The following is a 16131-nucleotide window of genomic DNA, read 5'->3' as shown; positions in this document are numbered from 1 at the left end:
GCTCCTAGCGAAGACTGGACTTGAGTTCGCCAAACAGCCGTGTGGCCAGTAGCCCGGCGGGATGGGAATGACGTTGCGGCGACAGCCAGGGAATCAACAGCTCCAATTGTCTGTCGGCACTGCATCCGGCCAACGCAGCTTGCAGCTGCCGGATGTCCGGGTCGTCTTCTACCTGGGCCATTGACCCATCACGTTCACGCCAGTTCGGCGCAGAGCGGTTTGCGGCTTGCCAGTCGCCAGCGATCCAGTCGTGCAACAGCTGTTTTTCATAAGGGCTGAACACCCCGAACATCGCTGCGCCGCAACCTTCAATCAACTTCCAGAATCGACTGGCCTGGGGGTCCTGATGACGTTTGATCCAGCCCTGGCTCTCCAGCATTGCCAGGAATGCTGGCAGTTGCCCCGGGACCGCCAGCCATTGGTTGACGGTCTTGCCGGCAAATCGGCAGAAATCCGAGTGCATGTGCTGGCCGAACGGCCGTTTGCGTTCGAGCATCTCCAGTACTTCGCGCTGCAGATCGAAAGACTGGATCACCGCGTTTGAACCCAGGCCGAGGTCGTTGAGCCGATAGCCCAAGGCCACTCGCCGGTAGAAGTCTTCCCGTCCGGCTTCAACCGGCAGCAGTTGCAACAGCGACTGCACCGCCTTGTGGGCATGGCCGCTGCTGGCATTGTCGATGGTCACATGCAGGGTGAAGTAATAGGGGTCGATGCCCAACTCTCGAAGTTCATACCCGCTGATCAGCAAATGCAGCGGCAGTTGTTCGTAACCGAGGTTGTAGCCGATGACCTCGGGCAAGAATTCGTCGGCGCATTGACCCAGGGCCAATTGCACGGTGCCTTGCAGATAATGAGGGTCCTGGGCGCAGGCATTGGCGTCCAGGCCGTGCTCGGCAAGCAGCTTGCGGTAGATCAGCACATGATTCTGCGCTGGGTTACCTTCCCCCAACTCTTCCAGATAGGTGCGCAGCAGGTTGTCGAATCGCTGATCGCGCCACTGCCGCAACAGCCCATGGAGCCAGGCGCCATCCACCAGTTTGGTCGGCGCAACCGCCTGCAGGAAATACAGGGCATGGGCCTTGTTGCTGAAGAAACGCCGCGAACCACCGGCCTTGCGCCCTTGCAGATACTCGGCGTACTGGCGAGCGACACTGGCGCTGTGTTGTTCGACCCAAGCCTGCAGCGCCTGCGGATCCGCGGGTAGATCATCGGGCAAAGTTTCAGCGGCCCGTAACTGTTGTTGAAGAAAAGTCCTGGCAATCTCGCGTTTGTCGAGTTCGTCCGGTCCATACAGCAATTCATCGTAGCGCTGGCGAACAGCTCCCGATGGCAGAGTTGGCTGAAAGTTGGCCGCATTCAACTCCAGTGTCGTCAGCGCGGTCATGGCCTACCTCTCATGTTCTGACTGTCCATGTTCTGGTTGATCGTCGACACGTCTCTATTGCAAAAGAGCGAAATCCTGAAGGGAAAATTCATTCCGACTTTCAAACCACCGGACAAACGGCAGCGGCGCGATGGCCAGCGCCATTTGAACCAAGCACGGTGCAGGCCCCTCGAATAGTCATGGAGCAGCAGCCGGATGGTCGCTTCGGGTGCGCAGCCAACACGGCGGGAATCGAACATGAGTTTCATCCTATGGGTGGCTGTTTTAGGTACCGTATTGCTGACCCTGGCGCTGACCTCGTCCTATCTGCGCTGGTTGCCGGTCACTACCTCGGCGGTGTGCCTGGCGCTGGGAGTGGCCATTGGTCCGTCGGCGCTGGGTCTGCTGCAGCTGAATATCGACGGCGCTTCCGTGTGGATGGAGCATCTGACGGAAGTCGCGGTGCTGTTCTCGCTATTCGTCAGCGGCCTGAAACTGCGCCTGCCGCTGACCCACCGGACCTGGCGCGTAGCATTCGGCCTGGCCGGCCCGGTGATGCTCTTGAGTATCTGCGGGCTATGCCTGGTTCTGCATCTGCTGTTCGGGCTGTCATGGGGGATGGCGCTGCTGATCGGCGCCATCCTCGCACCCACCGACCCGGTGCTCGCCGGGCTGGTTCAAGTCAGCGATGCGGGGGATTACGACCGGGTGCGCTTCGGCCTGTCGGGCGAAGCCGGGCTCAATGACGGTATCGCCTTTCCCTTTGTGATCCTCGGTTTACTGGTCCTGCAACAGGATGGCCCCAGCAGCGCCTGGCTTACCGACTGGGCCTTGTACAGTTTGCTGTGGGCGGTGCCTGCCGGGCTGCTCATCGGCTACTGGATGGGCAAAGGCCTTGGCCACATGACCCTGCTGATGCGCATCAAGAATGCCGACAGCACCCTCTCCCCCAATGACTACCTGACCCTGGCACTGATCGCCCTGGCCTACGTCGTGGCCGAATCGATTCACGGTTACGGCTTTCTATCAGTGTTCGCCGCCGGGTTGGGCTTGCGCCAGGCTGAAGTCAAATCCAGCGGCGGCTCGCAAACCCCGGCCGAACACCTGGCGCAACCGGTGGTCGGCCACCTGAATGTCGAACCGGAGCAAGCCGTGCATGGCGATATTGAGAACCTTGAGGACAGCCAGGTAGCCGCCGGCATCATGATGGGCGACATGCTGGCGTTCGGCAGCCTGGTGGAGCGCTCCATGGAGGTGTTCCTGGTGACCTTGCTCGGTGTGGTGCTGGCCACCCATTGGGACTGGCGGGCCCTGGGCATAGGCTTTGCCTTGTTTTGCGTGATCCGTCCGCTCTGCGTGCTGGCCATGCCCTGGGGCAAGCTGCTGGACCGCCATCAGCGCCTGTTGATTGGCTGGTTCGGCATTCGCGGTATCGGTAGCCTCTATTATCTGTTTTACGCCTTGAATCACGACCTTGGGCAATCCCAGGCAATCATCTGCACGGACCTGACCTTATCGGTCATAACCCTGAGCATCCTGGTTCATGGCGTCAGCACTCAGCCGATGCTGACGCGCTACGAGCGACGGCGCTCAGCTCGGCTGACCTGAGCCATCCTTGCCGGCAATGTCTGGATCATCCGGGTCGGCCTCGGCTTCGGCTTCGTCGATTCGCACGCCACTCTCCGGCATATCCTCCTCTTCGAGCTCGACCCGGGTTTTCTTGCGCTCCGGGTCCCTTGGATCGATCGGAGCCGACAGCGGATATTCCGGCGTTGTGTCCGTATCAGGACGTTTTGATCGGCTGGTCATGGAGCACCTCGCTTAAGACCTTGAAGTTCAGGTCATGCTGTTTTGAGAGTAGAACCTGAGCGCCGTTCGGTTCAAAAGACCACCAGTCATCGGACAATGCCGGTTAAGGAAATGAGGTCTCTGTAGGAGCGAGCTTGCTCGCGATGGACTCAAGGGCGGCGCGTTCATTCAGAAAACACGCGTTATCGTTAACGTCCTTCGCGAGCAAGCTCGCTCCTACACTGGCATCAGGATAATTTCGAGGGAACGGCCATGCACCGAGGTGGTCTGGAGTAAAGAATCGTCAGGAAACTTGCGCATGGACTATCTGGATTGGGTGCAATGGCCAGCCATGGTCGTCACCGTACTCGCCGCGTGGCTGATCGGCTCGCGCCAACCGCAGCGCCGAGTCAGTGGCTTCAGCTGTTTTATCGCGAGCAATATCCTGTGGGTGATCTGGGGCTATCACACCGATGCCTATGCCTTGATCCTGCTGCAGTTCTGCTTGTGCGCGATGAATATGCGCGGGTTCAAAAAGAACACCGAGCCTGAGGGCTCGGCTTGAACAGCGTTAACTGAGCATCTGGCTCAAGGCCGCGCGAAGCTTTCCGGGCTTGACCGGTTTGTTTAACAGCGGCGCGCCGAGCTTTTGCAACGAGCGTCGACACTGATCGCTGCGGTCAGCGGTGATCATGATCGCCGGAATGGGTTGTGCGAAATGTTCGCGCAGGCGCCTGACCACCTCGCAACCAATAACCCCATGATCCAGGTGAAAGTCCGCCAGAATCAGTTCCGGTGCCCGGCCTTGCAAGGCTTGCAGGGCGCCGACTTCATCAGTGGCGGTGACCACCTCGCAGCCCCACTGCCCGAGCAATGCGCTCATGCTTTCGAGAATGCTCAGTTCGTTGTCCAGCACCAGCAGGCGGCGGCCCGGCAAGGGGTTGCCGGTAATCAGTTGCGGCGCCGCCTGGCTGATGGGCAGCGGCACCTCGCGGGAAATCGGCACCTCGATGCTGAACATCGAACCCCGTCCAGGCCGCGAGATCACCTGGACCCGATAGCCGAGGATTTTCGCGATCCGCTCGACAATCGCCAGGCCCAGCCCCACACCCTTGCGATCGGCGGCGCGACCGACGTCGAGTTGGTTGAACTCGAGAAAAATCGAATCCAGCCGGTCGGCGGCAATACCACGACCGGTGTCCCAGACCTCAAGCCGCAAGAACTCGCCGCGGCGTCTGGCCCCCAGCAAAATGCTGCCCTCGATGGTGTAGCGACAGGCATTGCTGAGAAAGTTGCGCAGGATCCGGGTCATCAGGCGCAAGTCAGTGTGCACGGCAAAATTGCCAACCCGCGCCCGCAGATTCAGCCCCGCCGCCTGGGCCACCGACTGGAACTCCGAGACCAGTGGCGCAAGCAATTCGTCCAGCCGGTACAAGGCGATGTCCGGTTTGACCGCGGCCTGATCGAGCTTGGAGATATCCAGCAGGTCGGTGAGCAAATCTTCCGCGCCTTCCAGGGCTTGATGGGTGCGCTCGACCAGTACCTGCTCGACGTCGGGCAAGGACCGCTCGCGCAAGGTGGAGATCAACAAGCGTGCGGCGTTCAACGGCTGCAGCAAGTCATGGCTGGCGGCGGCGAGGTATTTGTCCTTGCTGCGATTGGCCGCCTGGGCCGCATCCCGGGCCTGACGCAAGGCTTGCTCGACCTGTTCGCGCTGGGCGATCTGCTGCTGCAGGTTACGGTTGGCTTCCAACAACTCATCGGTGCGGGCCGCGACCCGTTGTTCCAGCTCATCGTTGAGTTGCTGCAAACGTTGCTGGGCCAGTTTGCGCTCTGTGATATCGGTGACGAAGCCTTCCACCAGCCCATCCTGATCGGGTTTGAGCAGCAGGTTCATCAGCACATCGAGACAACTGCCGTCCTTGCGCCGCAGCCGGGTTTCATAACCGAGCAGGCTGCGCTGGCTCTGCAGCTTCTCGCCGATCGCCTGCAACTCGCCAGCGCCACCGACAAACAGATTGCCGGCCAGGCCAGTCAGGGAAAACAGCACTTCCTGGGGTGTTTCATAACCGAGCATCCGCGCCAGTGCCGGGTTGGCGGCGCGCATACCCTCTTGCAGGCTGGCCTGGAAAATCCCGTGCACCGCATGCTCGAACAGCCATTTGTAGCGGTTGCGCTCGGTTTCCAGGTCTTCGAGACGCGCCGCCAGCTCGGGATAATGGCTCTTGCGCGCAGAAAGGCTGCCCAGCCCCAGCAGACCGGCCAAGGCCCGCTGTTGCTCTTCAGAGGGCTTCGCCATAGACGACCTCGACGTCACGTTGGCTCGACTCGCGCGGATTGGTGAGGATGCACGGGTCGTGCATGGCGTGCTGCGAGAGGAATGGAATATCGGCCATGCTGACACCATGCAGGCCGAGGGTTTCATGGAAACCGATGGAGTGCTTGAGGGCGATCAGGTGCTCCACCAACCGTCCGCAGATCTGCCGGTGATTGAGTCCCCGACAGTCGATGCCAAACGTCTCGGCAATCACCTTGAACCGGTCGGGCGCCGAGTTGTAATTGAACGCCACCACGTGCTCGACCAGCACCGCGTTGCACAAGCCATGGGGCAGATCGAGAAAACCGCCGAGGCTGTGGGACATGGCGTGCACCGCGCCGAGAATCGCGTTGGAAAACGCCAGCCCGGCCTGCATGCTGCCGAGCATGATTTTTTCCCGCAGGACGATGTCGTTGGGGTTGGCGATCATTTGCACCAGGTTGCCATTGATCAGGCGCATCGCCTCCAGTGCATGGGGATCGGTCAACGGCCCGTGGCCCGTGGAGACGAAGGCCTCGATGGCATGCACCAACGCGTCGATACCGGTGCAGGCGGACAGGAACGGGTCCATGCTCAGGGTGGTTTCCGGGTCGATCAACGACACGTCCGGCACCACCGCCTTGCTGACGATGGAGAACTTCATCCGTTCCTGCTGATTGGAAATAATCACGAATTGCGAGACGTCGGCCGAGGTGCCGGCGGTGGTTGGAATCAGAATCAGTGGTGGGCTCGGCACCCGAATGGTGTCCACGCCTTCGAATTCGAGGATGTTGCGCCCGTGGGCGACCACGATGCCGATGCCTTTACCGCAGTCCATCGGGCTGCCGCCGCCGACGGCGACTATCACATCACAGTGGTTTTCCCGGTACATCTCGGCCCCGAGCATCACCTCCTCCACCCGTGGATTGGGCGAGACGGCGCTGTACAAGCAGTATTCGATGCCCTGGGCCTGCAAACTGGCCTCGACATCGGCGACCCAACCGGCGGCAATCACCCCGGGATCGCTGACAATCAGGACCTTGCGGGCACCGAAGGTTTTGGCACAGTTGCCGACGTTATGCCGGCAGCCGGCGCCGAAAATGATTTCAGGTGAGACGAATTTGCGCAGTTGACTGAAGTTAGGGCTCATGGAAAGCCTTTTCTTATTGTTCGGGAGATAAAAGCCAGCCTAAAGCATCCAGTTACGAATGCAATCAGACTAATGGGCTAGCGCTTGTAGCCGCCATAGGTGATTCGGGTGCCGAAAAACGCCCCTTGCAGCAGCAACCCGCAGGCCGCCACATCGATCAGCAAGCAGATCAGGATCAGACCCTGACCGCTATCGGACAGGCCGGCGATCAGCAGCTTTACACTCATCGCGCACCAGACCAGCGTCGTGCGCACTCCATGCCGGGCGGCGAGCCGGACATCGTTGCTACCGGTCTCGGACAGATGGATGTATTCCATCAGCCCCGTCATCAGTGCCAACACCCCAGTCACCACACCGGCGGCGCTGGCACCCAGCGCCAGCCCCCACCACAGTGGCGCGGCGGACCACAGCGCAACCCCATCAAAGAACGGCACGCTGAGCCAGAACACCAGCGGGAAATGCACCAGCATCGGATGCAGGGGAAGACCCAAAAAATGTCGGGGCCAGCGCATGGTGCCACCCTCCCTCGGGACAAGCTATTAGAAGGCTAGTCGAGCCAAAGGCATTTGCGCCGACGACCGGAGAACCCTGGAACTGCTGGCGCCGGGCGGGCGTCTACACTGATGGAGGCAGCAGAACTGCGACGGACTCCGCATCCAGACACCTCTGAAGCATTGACCGGCCCAGCCTATGCAGAACACACCGCCAGCACCGATGTTTGATTACCACGATCTGTTCGAACGCGCCCCGATCGGCTATGTACTGCTGGAAGCCTCGGGACGCATTTGCAAGATCAACCAGACCGGTGCCGCGCTCTTGGGTTGGGATGCCACCTGGCTGACAGGTGAATCGTTCGCGCGCTGGGTGGTGAGCGCCGACAAATCGCGGTTTCATGCGCATCTGAGCAAACTCGGCAGCCTTGGCGGCTGCGTCAGTCAGAAGTTGCGGGTCAAGAACCGCCAGGGACGGATTGCCACGCTGTGGCTCAAAAGCGACAGAGAACCCAACAGCAACGGCCCCCTGGAGCATTTTCGCACCGCGATGATCGACGTCTCGGGCGAACAGGAGTCCGAGCGAAAACTGCGCAGCCTGCAATCGCAGCTCACCCGGCTCGCCCGCCTGAACACCGCGGGTGAGCTGGCCTCCAGCCTGGCCCACGAACTGAATCAACCGCTGGGGACTGTGGTGCTCAGCTGTGAAGCGGCATTGCGGCTGTTGACCGCGGATGCTACCCAGGCGCCCGAATTCATCGAAGCCCTGACTCAGGCCCGAGAGGCCGCGGCATTTGCCAGCGAGGTGGTTCGCCACCTGCGCGGCTTTTTGCAGAACAACGGCGAGCTGGCCACTGAATGCGAGTTTTTTTCGCTGATCCAGGAGGTGTCGATGCTGATCGAGGTCGATGCCAGGGACAGCGATATCGACCTGCAACTCGATATCCAGCGAGGAATGCCGTACGTGCGGGTCGATGTGGTGCAGATTGGCCAGGTGCTGGTGAACCTGGCCCACAACAGTATCGAAGCCATGCGCGAACAGGGCGGCATCGGCCATCGATTGACGATCAAGGCGCAGGTACAGCCCTCGGGGCAGATTCAGGTCAGCGTGGCCGACACCGGGCCGGGCCTGGACCATAAAGAGCTCGAGCGCATTTTCAGTCCGTTTTACACCACCAAGAGCCACGGCATGGGCCTGGGGCTGTCCATCAGTCGCACGATTATCGAGGCCCATGGCGGAGCGCTTTGGGCCGATGCCAGATCCACCGCCGGGGCAACGGTGCATTTCACCCTGCCGACACTTCAAGGTAATGGCCATGACGACTGAGCAGGTCATACACGTGGTGGATGATGACCGGCTGTTTCTCGCCGCTCTTGAGCGCACCCTCGGATCCACCGGTCTGGAGGTCCGCACCTACATCTGCGCGAAAACCTTTCTCGACAGCTTCGACCCACAGCAGCCCGGATGCCTGATCACCGATCTGCGCATGCCGGACACCAGCGGCCTGGACTTGCAGAAACGCCTGAAAGAATTGCAGATACGAATGCCGATCATTTTCATCAGCGGTCATGCCAATGCCAGTACCGCGGTGGCCGCACTCAAGTGTGGCGCGGTGGATTTCCTGGAAAAGCCTTTCAGCGAAAAAGACCTGCTGGCCAGCGTCCATCAAGCCCTGGACAAAGACCTCGACGACCGCCGGCTGGCCCGCGAACAGGCGCTGGTGCAGCGGCGCTACAGCAACCTGTCGCCCCGTGAGCAGCAAGTCTTCGCGCTGGTGGTGTCGGACCTGCCCAACAAGAAAATCGCCCGGGAACTGATGATCAGCCCGCGCACCGTCGAACACCATCGCGAGCACCTGATGCTCAAGATGCAGGCTCACTCCACCGCCGAACTCATCACCATGGCGGTGCTTTGCGGTATTCACCAATTGCGTTTGTAAACACCTCTCCCCCCGTAGCAGCTGCCCCTCTCCCCCGTTCTCAGCATCTGATAGGTAGCAATACCTAGGTAGTCACACGCTTGGTCAGGCTTCATGGCTTGGGATACAAAGCTAGCTGAGTAGCCCGGTCTGATGACGGCCCTGCTTTACGCATCGACCGAACCCTGCAAGGCATGCATACATGCGATCAGGAGGCAGACCATGGCCGATATGCCCAGCGTCCCCTACGGACGCAAGACGCAACGCAAACCCGACCTTAAAGAAGTCCACATCATCTGGATCAACGATGGCATGAGCTGCGACGGCGATTCGATCTCGATCACCGCCGCCACCCTGCCCAGCATCGAAGACGTGGTGTTGGGAGCGATTCCGGGCCTGCCCAAGGTCCATTTGCACAACCCTGACCTGTGTTATGAGGTCGGTGAGGAATTGATGCAGTACTGGCACCAGGCCGCGCGTGGCGAGATCGATTTCGTGCTGGTGATGGAAGGCTCGATCCCCAACGAAAACCTCAGCGGTGAAGGTTACTGGGCCTACATGGGCAACGACCCGCAGACCGGCGAACCGATCACTATTCCCGAATGGCTCGACCGCCTGTCTCCCAAGGCCCTGGCGGTGGTGGCCTGCGGCACCTGCGCGACCTACGGCGGCATCCACGCGATGCAGGGCAACGTCACCGGGTGCATGGGCGTCAACGACTACCTGGGCTGGAACTGGAAGTCCAAGGCCGGATTGCCGGTGGTGAATGTGCCGGGCTGCCCGGTGCAGCCGGACAACTTCATGGAGACGCTGCTGTACCTGCTGCGCCAACTCGCCGGCGTCGCGCCGATGATCCCGCTGGACGATGCCGGGCGTCCGACCTGGCTGTTCGGCAAGACGGTGCACGAAGGCTGCGACCGCGCCGGCTACTACGAACAGGGTAATTTCGCCAAGGAATATGGCCAGCCGCAGTGCATCGTCAAACTCGGCTGCTGGGGGCCGGTGGTGCAGTGCAATGTGCCCAAACGCGGCTGGATGGATGGCATCGGCGGTTGCCCGAATGTCGGTGGCATCTGTATCGGTTGCACCATGCCCGGCTTCCCCGACAAGTTCATGCCGTTCATGGATGAGCCGCCGGGCGCGGTGTTTTCCTCCAATTTCGTCCGGCCCTACGGCAAGTTGGTCAAATGGTTGCGCGGTTTCACCAACGACACCCTCAACAAAGAACCTAAATGGCGGCATAACCGGCCGGAACTGACTACCGATCCACCTCCTGAAATTCGTCGCTAGATGGCCAACCGTATTGAGCCAGGAGGAATACCCCATGGCGATCACCGAGAAAGACGTCACCACCCAGCCCAAGGACGCCACCGAGAAACAGCCCGGCAAACTGGTTGCGATGAACTGGGACCCGATCACCCGGATCGTCGGCAGCCTGGGTATCTACACCAAGATCGATTTCGAAAACCGCGAAGTCGCCGAGTGCCACAGCACCTCTTCGATCTTTCGCGGCTATTCGGTGTTCATGAAGGGTAAGGACCCGCGTGACGCGCACTTCATCACCAGCCGCATTTGCGGCATCTGTGGCGACAACCACTGCGTGTGCTCGGTCTATGCGCAGAACATGGCCTATGGCATCCGCCCTCCGGCCATCGCCGAATGGATCATCAACCTGGGCGAAGCGGCCGAATACATGTTCGACCACAACATCTTCCAGGACAATCTGTTGATGGTCGACTTTTGCGCGAGGATGGTCCAGGAGACCAACCCGGGCGTCTGGGAGCAGGCACAACATACCCCGGCGCCGAATGCCGACAAGCACGGCTACAAGACCATCGCCGACATCATGACCGCGCTCAATCCGTTCGAAGGCGAGTTCTATCGCGAGACGCTGATGGTCTCGCGCTACACCCGGGAAATGATTTGCTTGATGGAGGGGCGTCATGTGCACCCTTCGACCATCTACCCCGGTGGTGTCGGCACCGTGCCGACGGTGCAGCTGTTCACCGACTACCTGACCCGGCTGATGAAGTACTGCGAGTTCATGAAGCGGTGTCTGCCGCTGCATGACGACATCTTCGACTTCTTCTACGAAGCCCTGCCCGGTTACGAGGAAGTCGGCCGGCGACGCATCCTGCTCGGGTGCTGGGGCGCGTTCAACGACCCCGACCATTGCGATTATCAGTACCGGCATATGACCAGCTGGGGCCGAGCCATGTTCGTCACCCCGGGTGTGGTGGTCGACGGCGAGCTGGTGACCACCGATCTGGTGGAGATCAACCTGCAGATGCGCATCCTGCTCGGCAGTTCCTACTACGAGAGTTGGGAAAAACGCCAGCGGTTGGTAGAGCGAGATCCCCTGGGCAACGTGGTGGATATCAACCATCCCTGGAACCAGACCACCGTCCCGCGTCCGCAGAAACGCAACTTTGACGACAAGTATTCCTGGGTCATGTCGCCACGCTGGCTGGACAAACGCACCGGCGATCACCTGGCCCTCGATACCGGCGGCGGCGCGCTGGCCCGGCTATGGGCCACGGCACTGGCCGGGCTGGTCGATATCGGCTACATCAAGTCCACCGGCCATAGCGTCAGGATGTACCTGCCGCAAACCGCGCTCAAACCCGAAGTGGAGTTCGAGTGGCACATACCCCAATGGAGCAACGCCATCGAGCGCGATCGCGCCCGGACCTACTTCCAGGTCTACGCCGCGTGCTGCGCCCTGCACTTTGTCGAGAAAGCCCTGGGCGAGTTGCAGGCCGGCAATACCCGCACCTGGACCGACTTCAAGGTCCCCGATGAGGCCATCGGTTGCGGCTTCCACGAAGCGGTCCGCGGGGTGCTGTCCCATCACCTGGTGATCAAGAACGGCAAGATCGCCAACTACCACCCCTACCCGCCTACCCCCTGGAATGCCAGCCCTCGGGATATCTACGGTACCCCCGGGCCTTACGAGGACGCGGTGCAGAACACGCCGATATTCGAGGAGAACGGACCGGATAACTTCAAGGGCATCGACATCATGCGCGCGGTGCGCAGCTTCGACCCCTGCCTGCCCTGCGGCGTGCATATGTACCTGGGTAACGGCAAGACCCTGAAGACCATTCACGCGCCGGGCAATTGCGGGATCGGGCAGCCGATCGATGGCGATGACGAGGACAAGACATCATGAGCGGATACCGTCAGCAGGAACTGGATGAGCAAGTGGAACGCTTGCAAGAACTGCTGGGCGCGTTGGACGAGCTGGCAGACCCAGCCGCCAGAAACGCCGCCCGGGAACTGCTGCGGGTGGTGATTCGCCTGCACAGCCTGGGCCTGGCGGACCTGCTGGAGATAGTTCAGGAAGCTGGCAGCCAGCCGGCAGACACGTTGTTGCCGCGTTTCACCGCCAATCCCCGAGTGCGTGGCCTGTTGCTGCTGCACGACCTTCACCCGGAGGACCTGCCGACCCGCACGCGCAAGGCGGTCGAGCGCCTGCACCCGCACCTGGGAGTGAAAAATGTCCGCGCCGAGCTGGTCGCAGTGGAAGGCAATCGGGTGCGGATCAGCGTCAGCGCCAGCGACCCGAACGGCGTGCTGCCGACGGCCGAGCTGCTGCGCCAGGAGATCGAGCAAGTGCTGCTGGAAATGATCCCCGATGCCGACGAGTTGGTGATCGAAGGTTTGGACACCCTGACCGCCCGTGCCGGGTTTGTCCCGCTGGTGTGGGTAACCCAACCGGTGGAGGCTGAGAAATGAATGGGCAGCCGGGCGAGCCGCTCTATTGTGGGAGCGGGCTTGCTCGCGATGGGCGTTAACGATAACGCGGGCTTTCTGAATGAACGCGCCGCCCTTGAGCCCATCGCGAGCAAGCCCGCTCCCACAGGGTTCTGAATGGACGCGGGGCCCTTGGGTCCATCGCGAGCAAGCTCGCTCCTACAGGGGGGGCAGCGTTCGTTAACTGAGTGGAATGAGGACCGAGCAATGACCGAGACCAGCGTAGCGCAACCGGATGCCTGGGTGGCTTCGCTCAAAGGCTTTCTGGGCCTCGAGCGCAAGCCGGTCGAGCACTGCGAGCTGTGCTACGCCGAGATCGAGTCCGAGCATGATCACCTGATCGAGCCCGACACCCGACGCCTGCTCTGCGCCTGCCAGGCCTGCGCCCTGTTATTCGACAGCCCCGAAGCCCGCCGCTACCGCCGAGTACCCCGCGAGGTGAAACGGCTGCAGGGTTTCGACCTCAGCGACGCGCAGTGGGATGCCTTGTTGATTCCGATCAATCTGGCGTTTTTCGTCCGCAGCTCAACCCAGGGCCGGGTACTGGCCCTGTACCCCGGCCCTGCCGGTGCCACCGAGTCGCAGCTGGCGCTGCAAACCTGGGACGATCTGGCCAGCGCCAATCCGCTGCTCAAGGCGCTGCAGCCGGATGTCGAAGCCCTGCTGGTTAACCGGATGGACGGTGCCCGCGAGTATTACCGCCTGCCTATTGACCGTTGTTATGAGTTGGTCGGGCTGATTCGCCGCCACTGGCACGGCCTGTCCGGCGGTCAGGACGTGCGGGCGGCGCAACTGCGGTTCTTCGAGCAACTGCGGGGCGAGACCGGTGCGGGAGGCCAAGGCGATGCCTGAACTCACTATCAGCGTCCAGGGTGCTACGCCGGACAGATACTCGGCCGCCCCAACCCTGAACTTCGAACTGCTTATTCGCCAGCGCGGGCGACCGGTGCCGATCCAGAGTATTTCCTTGCAATGCCAGATCCGCATCGAGACCAGCAAACGCCACTACGATCCGGCGGAGCAGGCACGCCTGAGCGACCTGTTCGGCGAACCCTCGCGCTGGGGCCAGACCCTGCACAGCATGCTCTGGACTCATGCCAGCGTGGTAGTCCCGGGGTTTTCCGGCGAACGCAGTCAAGTCAACCTGCCGGTGCCCTGCAGTTTCGACTTCAACCTCGCCGCGACCAAGTATTTCCATGGCCTCGATCAAGGGCTGGTGCCGTTGCTGCTTCTGTATTCTGGAAGCGTGTTCTATCGCGACGACGAGGGCGCGCTGGCGATGGCCCTGATCTCCTGGAATGAAGAAGCCCGATACGCCCTGCCGGTCGAAATCTGGAAGCAGATGATGGACCTTTACTACCCCAACCAGAGCTGGCTGTGCGTCAACCGCCAGGTGTTCGAAGCGCTGTACGACTACAAGCGTCGCTATGGCCACCCGGGTTTCGATGAAGCCCTGCTCAGCCTGCTGGCCGACGTCAAGAGGGCTGCCTCATGAACCTGACCCAGGTACAACCGGTGGTCGATGCCGTCCTTTATGAAGGCTATATCCTCTATCCCTACCGCTCCACCACCGCGAAGAACCGCCAGCGCTGGACCTTCGGCGGCATCTATCCGAAGGTCTGGTTCGACGCCACCGAGGGCGGCGAACCCTGGCAGATGCAGACCCAGTGCCTGGTCGAAGGACCACCCGCTGCGCGCCTGGAGGTGCGGGTGCGCTTCCTGCAGCCGCTGGCCCGTGAGGTCGGCGAGCTGCTATCGCCATTGCCTGCCTGGCCAGAAGACCTGGAAGGTTTGAGCCGGGCGCAGTGGAATCCAGTGCCCTCACTGACCCTGGGTGACCGGCAGTTTCATTGCTGGCAGGAAGCCGTGGAGCGCGATCTGCCAGTGGCAGACTGCTCATTGAGCGAACTGCTGCACAGCCCTCGAAGTGTATCTTTCGCCTTCGAAGGTCGCCGGGAACTGGAACCGCTGCGTAATGACGGGGCTGTTCGCGGCGTGCTGCTGCGCAATCAGCGCGCAATCCAGGGGCGTGTCGAGCTGAAGCTGGAACCCATGGGCGCACAGGCCTATCGCCTGACGGTGCGCATTGAAAATCACACCCGGATGGACCCCGCCAGCGTGACCGACCGTGAACAGGCAAGTCTCTACAGTTTCGCCTCCACCCATACCATTCTCGCGGCGCAGGACGCAGGTTTTATCAGCCTGATGGACCCGCCTGCCGCGCTCAAGGACGCAGCGGCAGATTGCGACAATCAAGGCACGTATCCGGTGCTGATTGGTCAGCCGGGCGCCCGCGACATCCTGCTGTCTTCGCCGATCATTCTCTACGACTACCCGCAAGTCGCGCCGGAAAGCCTCGGCGAGTTTTTCGACTCCAGCGAAATCGATGAAATTCTCAGCCTGCGCATTCTGGCCATGACCGATGCGGAAAAGCGCGAGATGGCCGCCCTCGACCCGCGCACCGCGGCGTTGCTGGCACGCACCGAAGCCCTGGATAGCGACAGTTTCATGCGCCTGCATGGCGTGTTGCGTGATCCTCTGGCCGAGTCCGTTGCGCTGCAGCCTGAGCCAAGCGGTCCAAGCCTGGCATACGACAGCAACGGCGGCACGGCACTGCGAGTCGGTGATCGGGTGCGCCTGCAACCCAAGGGTGGCGGCGACGCCATGGACCTGGTGCTGGCTGGCAAAACCGCGGTGATCGAGGCCATCGAACGCGACTTCGAGGACCGGCTGCATGTGGCAGTGACCATCGACGACGATCCCGGTCGCGAGTGGGGCCTGCAGCGGATGCCCGGGCACCGGTTCTTCTTCTCGCCGGAGGAGATCCAGCCGCTGGAGTCCCCAACCCACGGGGGAACGCCACGATGAAAATCCTGGTCGCGGGAATCGGCAATATCTTCATGGGCGATGACGGTTTTGGCTGCGAGGTCGCCGACCGACTGAGTCAGCGCCAAGTGCCGGCCGGGGTCGACGTGGTGGACTTCGGCATCCGCGGCCTGGACTTGAGCTATGCGCTGATGGACGGCTACGAAGTGGTGATCCTGATCGACACCGTGGACCGTGGCGAGGCGCCGGGCACCCTGTATCTGATCGAGCCCGAGATCGGTGACGCCGCAGCACCGGCCCGGGGCGAACAGCTGATGGCGCCCCACGGCATGGACCCGGCCAGCGTGCTGCGCTTCATTGCCGCGCTCGATCAGCGGCGCCCGCGAGTGTTGATGGTCTGCTGTCAGCCAGCCTTCCTCGGTGGAGAACAGGGGCATATGGGCTTGAGCAAAGAGGTCGCCAAGTCCGTTGAAAAGGCGGTAACCGAGGTTCTCGGTTTGGTCGACGAGTTACTGGCATGAGTGCAACAGGAGCCTGCAAGC

16 protein-coding genes are annotated in these 16131 nt (G+C 61.5%); 11 read left to right on the top strand and 5 right to left on the bottom strand.

Annotated features, from left to right (window positions below; translation table 11 throughout):
* Positions 1–4 precede the first annotated feature (4 nt).
* Positions 5–1384, bottom strand: a complete 1380-nt coding sequence (locus ACA064_RS15290) for an iron-containing redox enzyme family protein (protein ID WP_497674098.1) — start codon at positions 1382–1384, stop codon at positions 5–7.
* Positions 1385–1621: 237 nt separating this feature from the next.
* Here ACA064_RS15290 and ACA064_RS15285 point away from each other — a divergent pair, with 237 nt between their 5' ends.
* Positions 1622–2971 (top strand): cation:proton antiporter, encoded by a 1350-nt coding sequence (locus ACA064_RS15285; protein WP_497674097.1) that lies wholly within the window; start codon positions 1622–1624, stop codon positions 2969–2971.
* Here the strand turns inward: ACA064_RS15285 and ACA064_RS15280 are convergent.
* A complete protein-coding gene (locus ACA064_RS15280; RefSeq protein WP_497674096.1) occupies positions 2954–3172 on the bottom strand; it encodes a hypothetical protein in 219 nt (72 codons plus the stop codon). The genes ACA064_RS15285 and ACA064_RS15280 overlap by 18 nt on opposite strands.
* Positions 3173–3470: 298 nt before the next feature.
* On the opposite strand from ACA064_RS15280, the gene ACA064_RS15275 reads away from it, so the two are divergent.
* Positions 3471–3716, top strand: a complete 246-nt coding sequence (locus ACA064_RS15275; RefSeq protein ID WP_497674095.1) for a hypothetical protein — start codon at positions 3471–3473, stop codon at positions 3714–3716.
* Positions 3717–3722: 6 nt separating this feature from the next.
* On the opposite strand, the gene ACA064_RS15270 is transcribed toward ACA064_RS15275, so the two are convergent.
* From ACA064_RS15270 to ACA064_RS15260, 3 genes are all read right to left on the bottom strand, one after another.
* Positions 3723–5450 carry a PAS domain-containing hybrid sensor histidine kinase/response regulator gene (locus ACA064_RS15270; RefSeq protein WP_497674094.1) on the bottom strand — a complete coding sequence of 576 codons (1728 nt, stop codon included), beginning with the start codon at positions 5448–5450 and terminating at the stop codon, positions 3723–3725.
* Positions 5434–6597, bottom strand: a complete 1164-nt coding sequence (gene ercA / locus ACA064_RS15265; RefSeq protein WP_497674093.1) for an alcohol dehydrogenase-like regulatory protein ErcA — start codon at positions 6595–6597, stop codon at positions 5434–5436. The genes ACA064_RS15270 and ercA overlap by 17 nt, the downstream gene beginning before the upstream one ends.
* Before the next feature lie 77 nt (positions 6598–6674).
* Complete coding sequence (locus ACA064_RS15260; RefSeq protein ID WP_497674092.1) at positions 6675–7109, bottom strand: DUF2231 domain-containing protein; 435 nt, start codon at positions 7107–7109, stop codon at positions 6675–6677.
* A gap of 178 nt (positions 7110–7287) precedes the next feature.
* Between ACA064_RS15260 and ACA064_RS15255 the strand changes: the two genes are divergently transcribed.
* The 9 genes from ACA064_RS15255 (at position 7288) to ACA064_RS15215 (ending at position 16110) form a co-directional block, all read left to right on the top strand.
* A complete protein-coding gene (locus tag ACA064_RS15255; protein ID WP_497674091.1) occupies positions 7288–8415 on the top strand; it encodes a PAS domain-containing sensor histidine kinase in 1128 nt (375 codons plus the stop codon).
* Positions 8405–9028, top strand: coding sequence for a response regulator transcription factor (locus ACA064_RS15250; protein ID WP_497674090.1), 624 nt, complete (start codon positions 8405–8407; stop codon positions 9026–9028). Before ACA064_RS15255 ends, ACA064_RS15250 begins: the two co-directional genes overlap by 11 nt.
* Positions 9029–9229: 201 nt before the next feature.
* Positions 9230–10297 carry an NADH-quinone oxidoreductase subunit B family protein gene (locus tag ACA064_RS15245; protein ID WP_489362021.1) on the top strand — a complete coding sequence of 356 codons (1068 nt, stop codon included), beginning with the start codon at positions 9230–9232 and terminating at the stop codon, positions 10295–10297.
* Positions 10298–10331: 34 nt separating this feature from the next.
* Positions 10332–12179 (top strand): nickel-dependent hydrogenase large subunit, encoded by a 1848-nt coding sequence (locus ACA064_RS15240; RefSeq protein ID WP_497674089.1) that lies wholly within the window; start codon positions 10332–10334, stop codon positions 12177–12179.
* Positions 12176–12745: a NifU-related iron-sulfur-binding protein gene (locus ACA064_RS15235; protein ID WP_497674088.1), complete on the top strand. Its 570-nt coding sequence runs from the start codon at positions 12176–12178 to the stop codon at positions 12743–12745. Before ACA064_RS15240 ends, ACA064_RS15235 begins: the two co-directional genes overlap by 4 nt.
* Positions 12746–12970: 225 nt before the next feature.
* Entirely contained in the window at positions 12971–13615 is a 645-nt protein-coding gene (locus tag ACA064_RS15230; RefSeq protein ID WP_497674087.1) for a DUF5947 family protein, read from the top strand.
* Positions 13608–14258 carry a DUF6084 family protein gene (locus tag ACA064_RS15225; RefSeq protein WP_497674086.1) on the top strand — a complete coding sequence of 217 codons (651 nt, stop codon included), beginning with the start codon at positions 13608–13610 and terminating at the stop codon, positions 14256–14258. Before ACA064_RS15230 ends, ACA064_RS15225 begins: the two co-directional genes overlap by 8 nt.
* Complete coding sequence (locus ACA064_RS15220; RefSeq protein WP_497674085.1) at positions 14255–15631, top strand: hypothetical protein; 1377 nt, start codon at positions 14255–14257, stop codon at positions 15629–15631. Before ACA064_RS15225 ends, ACA064_RS15220 begins: the two co-directional genes overlap by 4 nt.
* Positions 15628–16110, top strand: a complete 483-nt coding sequence (locus ACA064_RS15215) for a hydrogenase maturation protease (protein WP_497674084.1) — start codon at positions 15628–15630, stop codon at positions 16108–16110. Before ACA064_RS15220 ends, ACA064_RS15215 begins: the two co-directional genes overlap by 4 nt.
* Positions 16111–16131: the final 21 nt, after the last annotated feature.

This window comes from Pseudomonas sp. LBUM1658, assembly GCF_059716055.1.
The sequence above is the reverse complement of the archived record's forward strand: the minus strand, read 5'-3'. Positions and strand labels throughout refer to the sequence as shown.

Coding starts and splice junctions, on each gene's coding strand:
- ACA064_RS15290 (WP_497674098.1), bottom strand. CDS start 1,384: ATGACCGCGCTGACGACACTGGAGTTGAATGCGGCCAACTTTCAGCCA.
- ACA064_RS15285 (WP_497674097.1), top strand. CDS start 1,622: ATGAGTTTCATCCTATGGGTGGCTGTTTTAGGTACCGTATTGCTGACC.
- ACA064_RS15280 (WP_497674096.1), bottom strand. CDS start 3,172: ATGACCAGCCGATCAAAACGTCCTGATACGGACACAACGCCGGAATAT.
- ACA064_RS15275 (WP_497674095.1), top strand. CDS start 3,471: ATGGACTATCTGGATTGGGTGCAATGGCCAGCCATGGTCGTCACCGTA.
- ACA064_RS15270 (WP_497674094.1), bottom strand. CDS start 5,450: ATGGCGAAGCCCTCTGAAGAGCAACAGCGGGCCTTGGCCGGTCTGCTG.
- ercA (WP_497674093.1), bottom strand. CDS start 6,597: ATGAGCCCTAACTTCAGTCAACTGCGCAAATTCGTCTCACCTGAAATC.
- ACA064_RS15260 (WP_497674092.1), bottom strand. CDS start 7,109: ATGCGCTGGCCCCGACATTTTTTGGGTCTTCCCCTGCATCCGATGCTG.
- ACA064_RS15255 (WP_497674091.1), top strand. CDS start 7,288: ATGCAGAACACACCGCCAGCACCGATGTTTGATTACCACGATCTGTTC.
- ACA064_RS15250 (WP_497674090.1), top strand. CDS start 8,405: ATGACGACTGAGCAGGTCATACACGTGGTGGATGATGACCGGCTGTTT.
- ACA064_RS15245 (WP_489362021.1), top strand. CDS start 9,230: ATGGCCGATATGCCCAGCGTCCCCTACGGACGCAAGACGCAACGCAAA.
- ACA064_RS15240 (WP_497674089.1), top strand. CDS start 10,332: ATGGCGATCACCGAGAAAGACGTCACCACCCAGCCCAAGGACGCCACC.
- ACA064_RS15235 (WP_497674088.1), top strand. CDS start 12,176: ATGAGCGGATACCGTCAGCAGGAACTGGATGAGCAAGTGGAACGCTTG.
- ACA064_RS15230 (WP_497674087.1), top strand. CDS start 12,971: ATGACCGAGACCAGCGTAGCGCAACCGGATGCCTGGGTGGCTTCGCTC.
- ACA064_RS15225 (WP_497674086.1), top strand. CDS start 13,608: ATGCCTGAACTCACTATCAGCGTCCAGGGTGCTACGCCGGACAGATAC.
- ACA064_RS15220 (WP_497674085.1), top strand. CDS start 14,255: ATGAACCTGACCCAGGTACAACCGGTGGTCGATGCCGTCCTTTATGAA.
- ACA064_RS15215 (WP_497674084.1), top strand. CDS start 15,628: ATGAAAATCCTGGTCGCGGGAATCGGCAATATCTTCATGGGCGATGAC.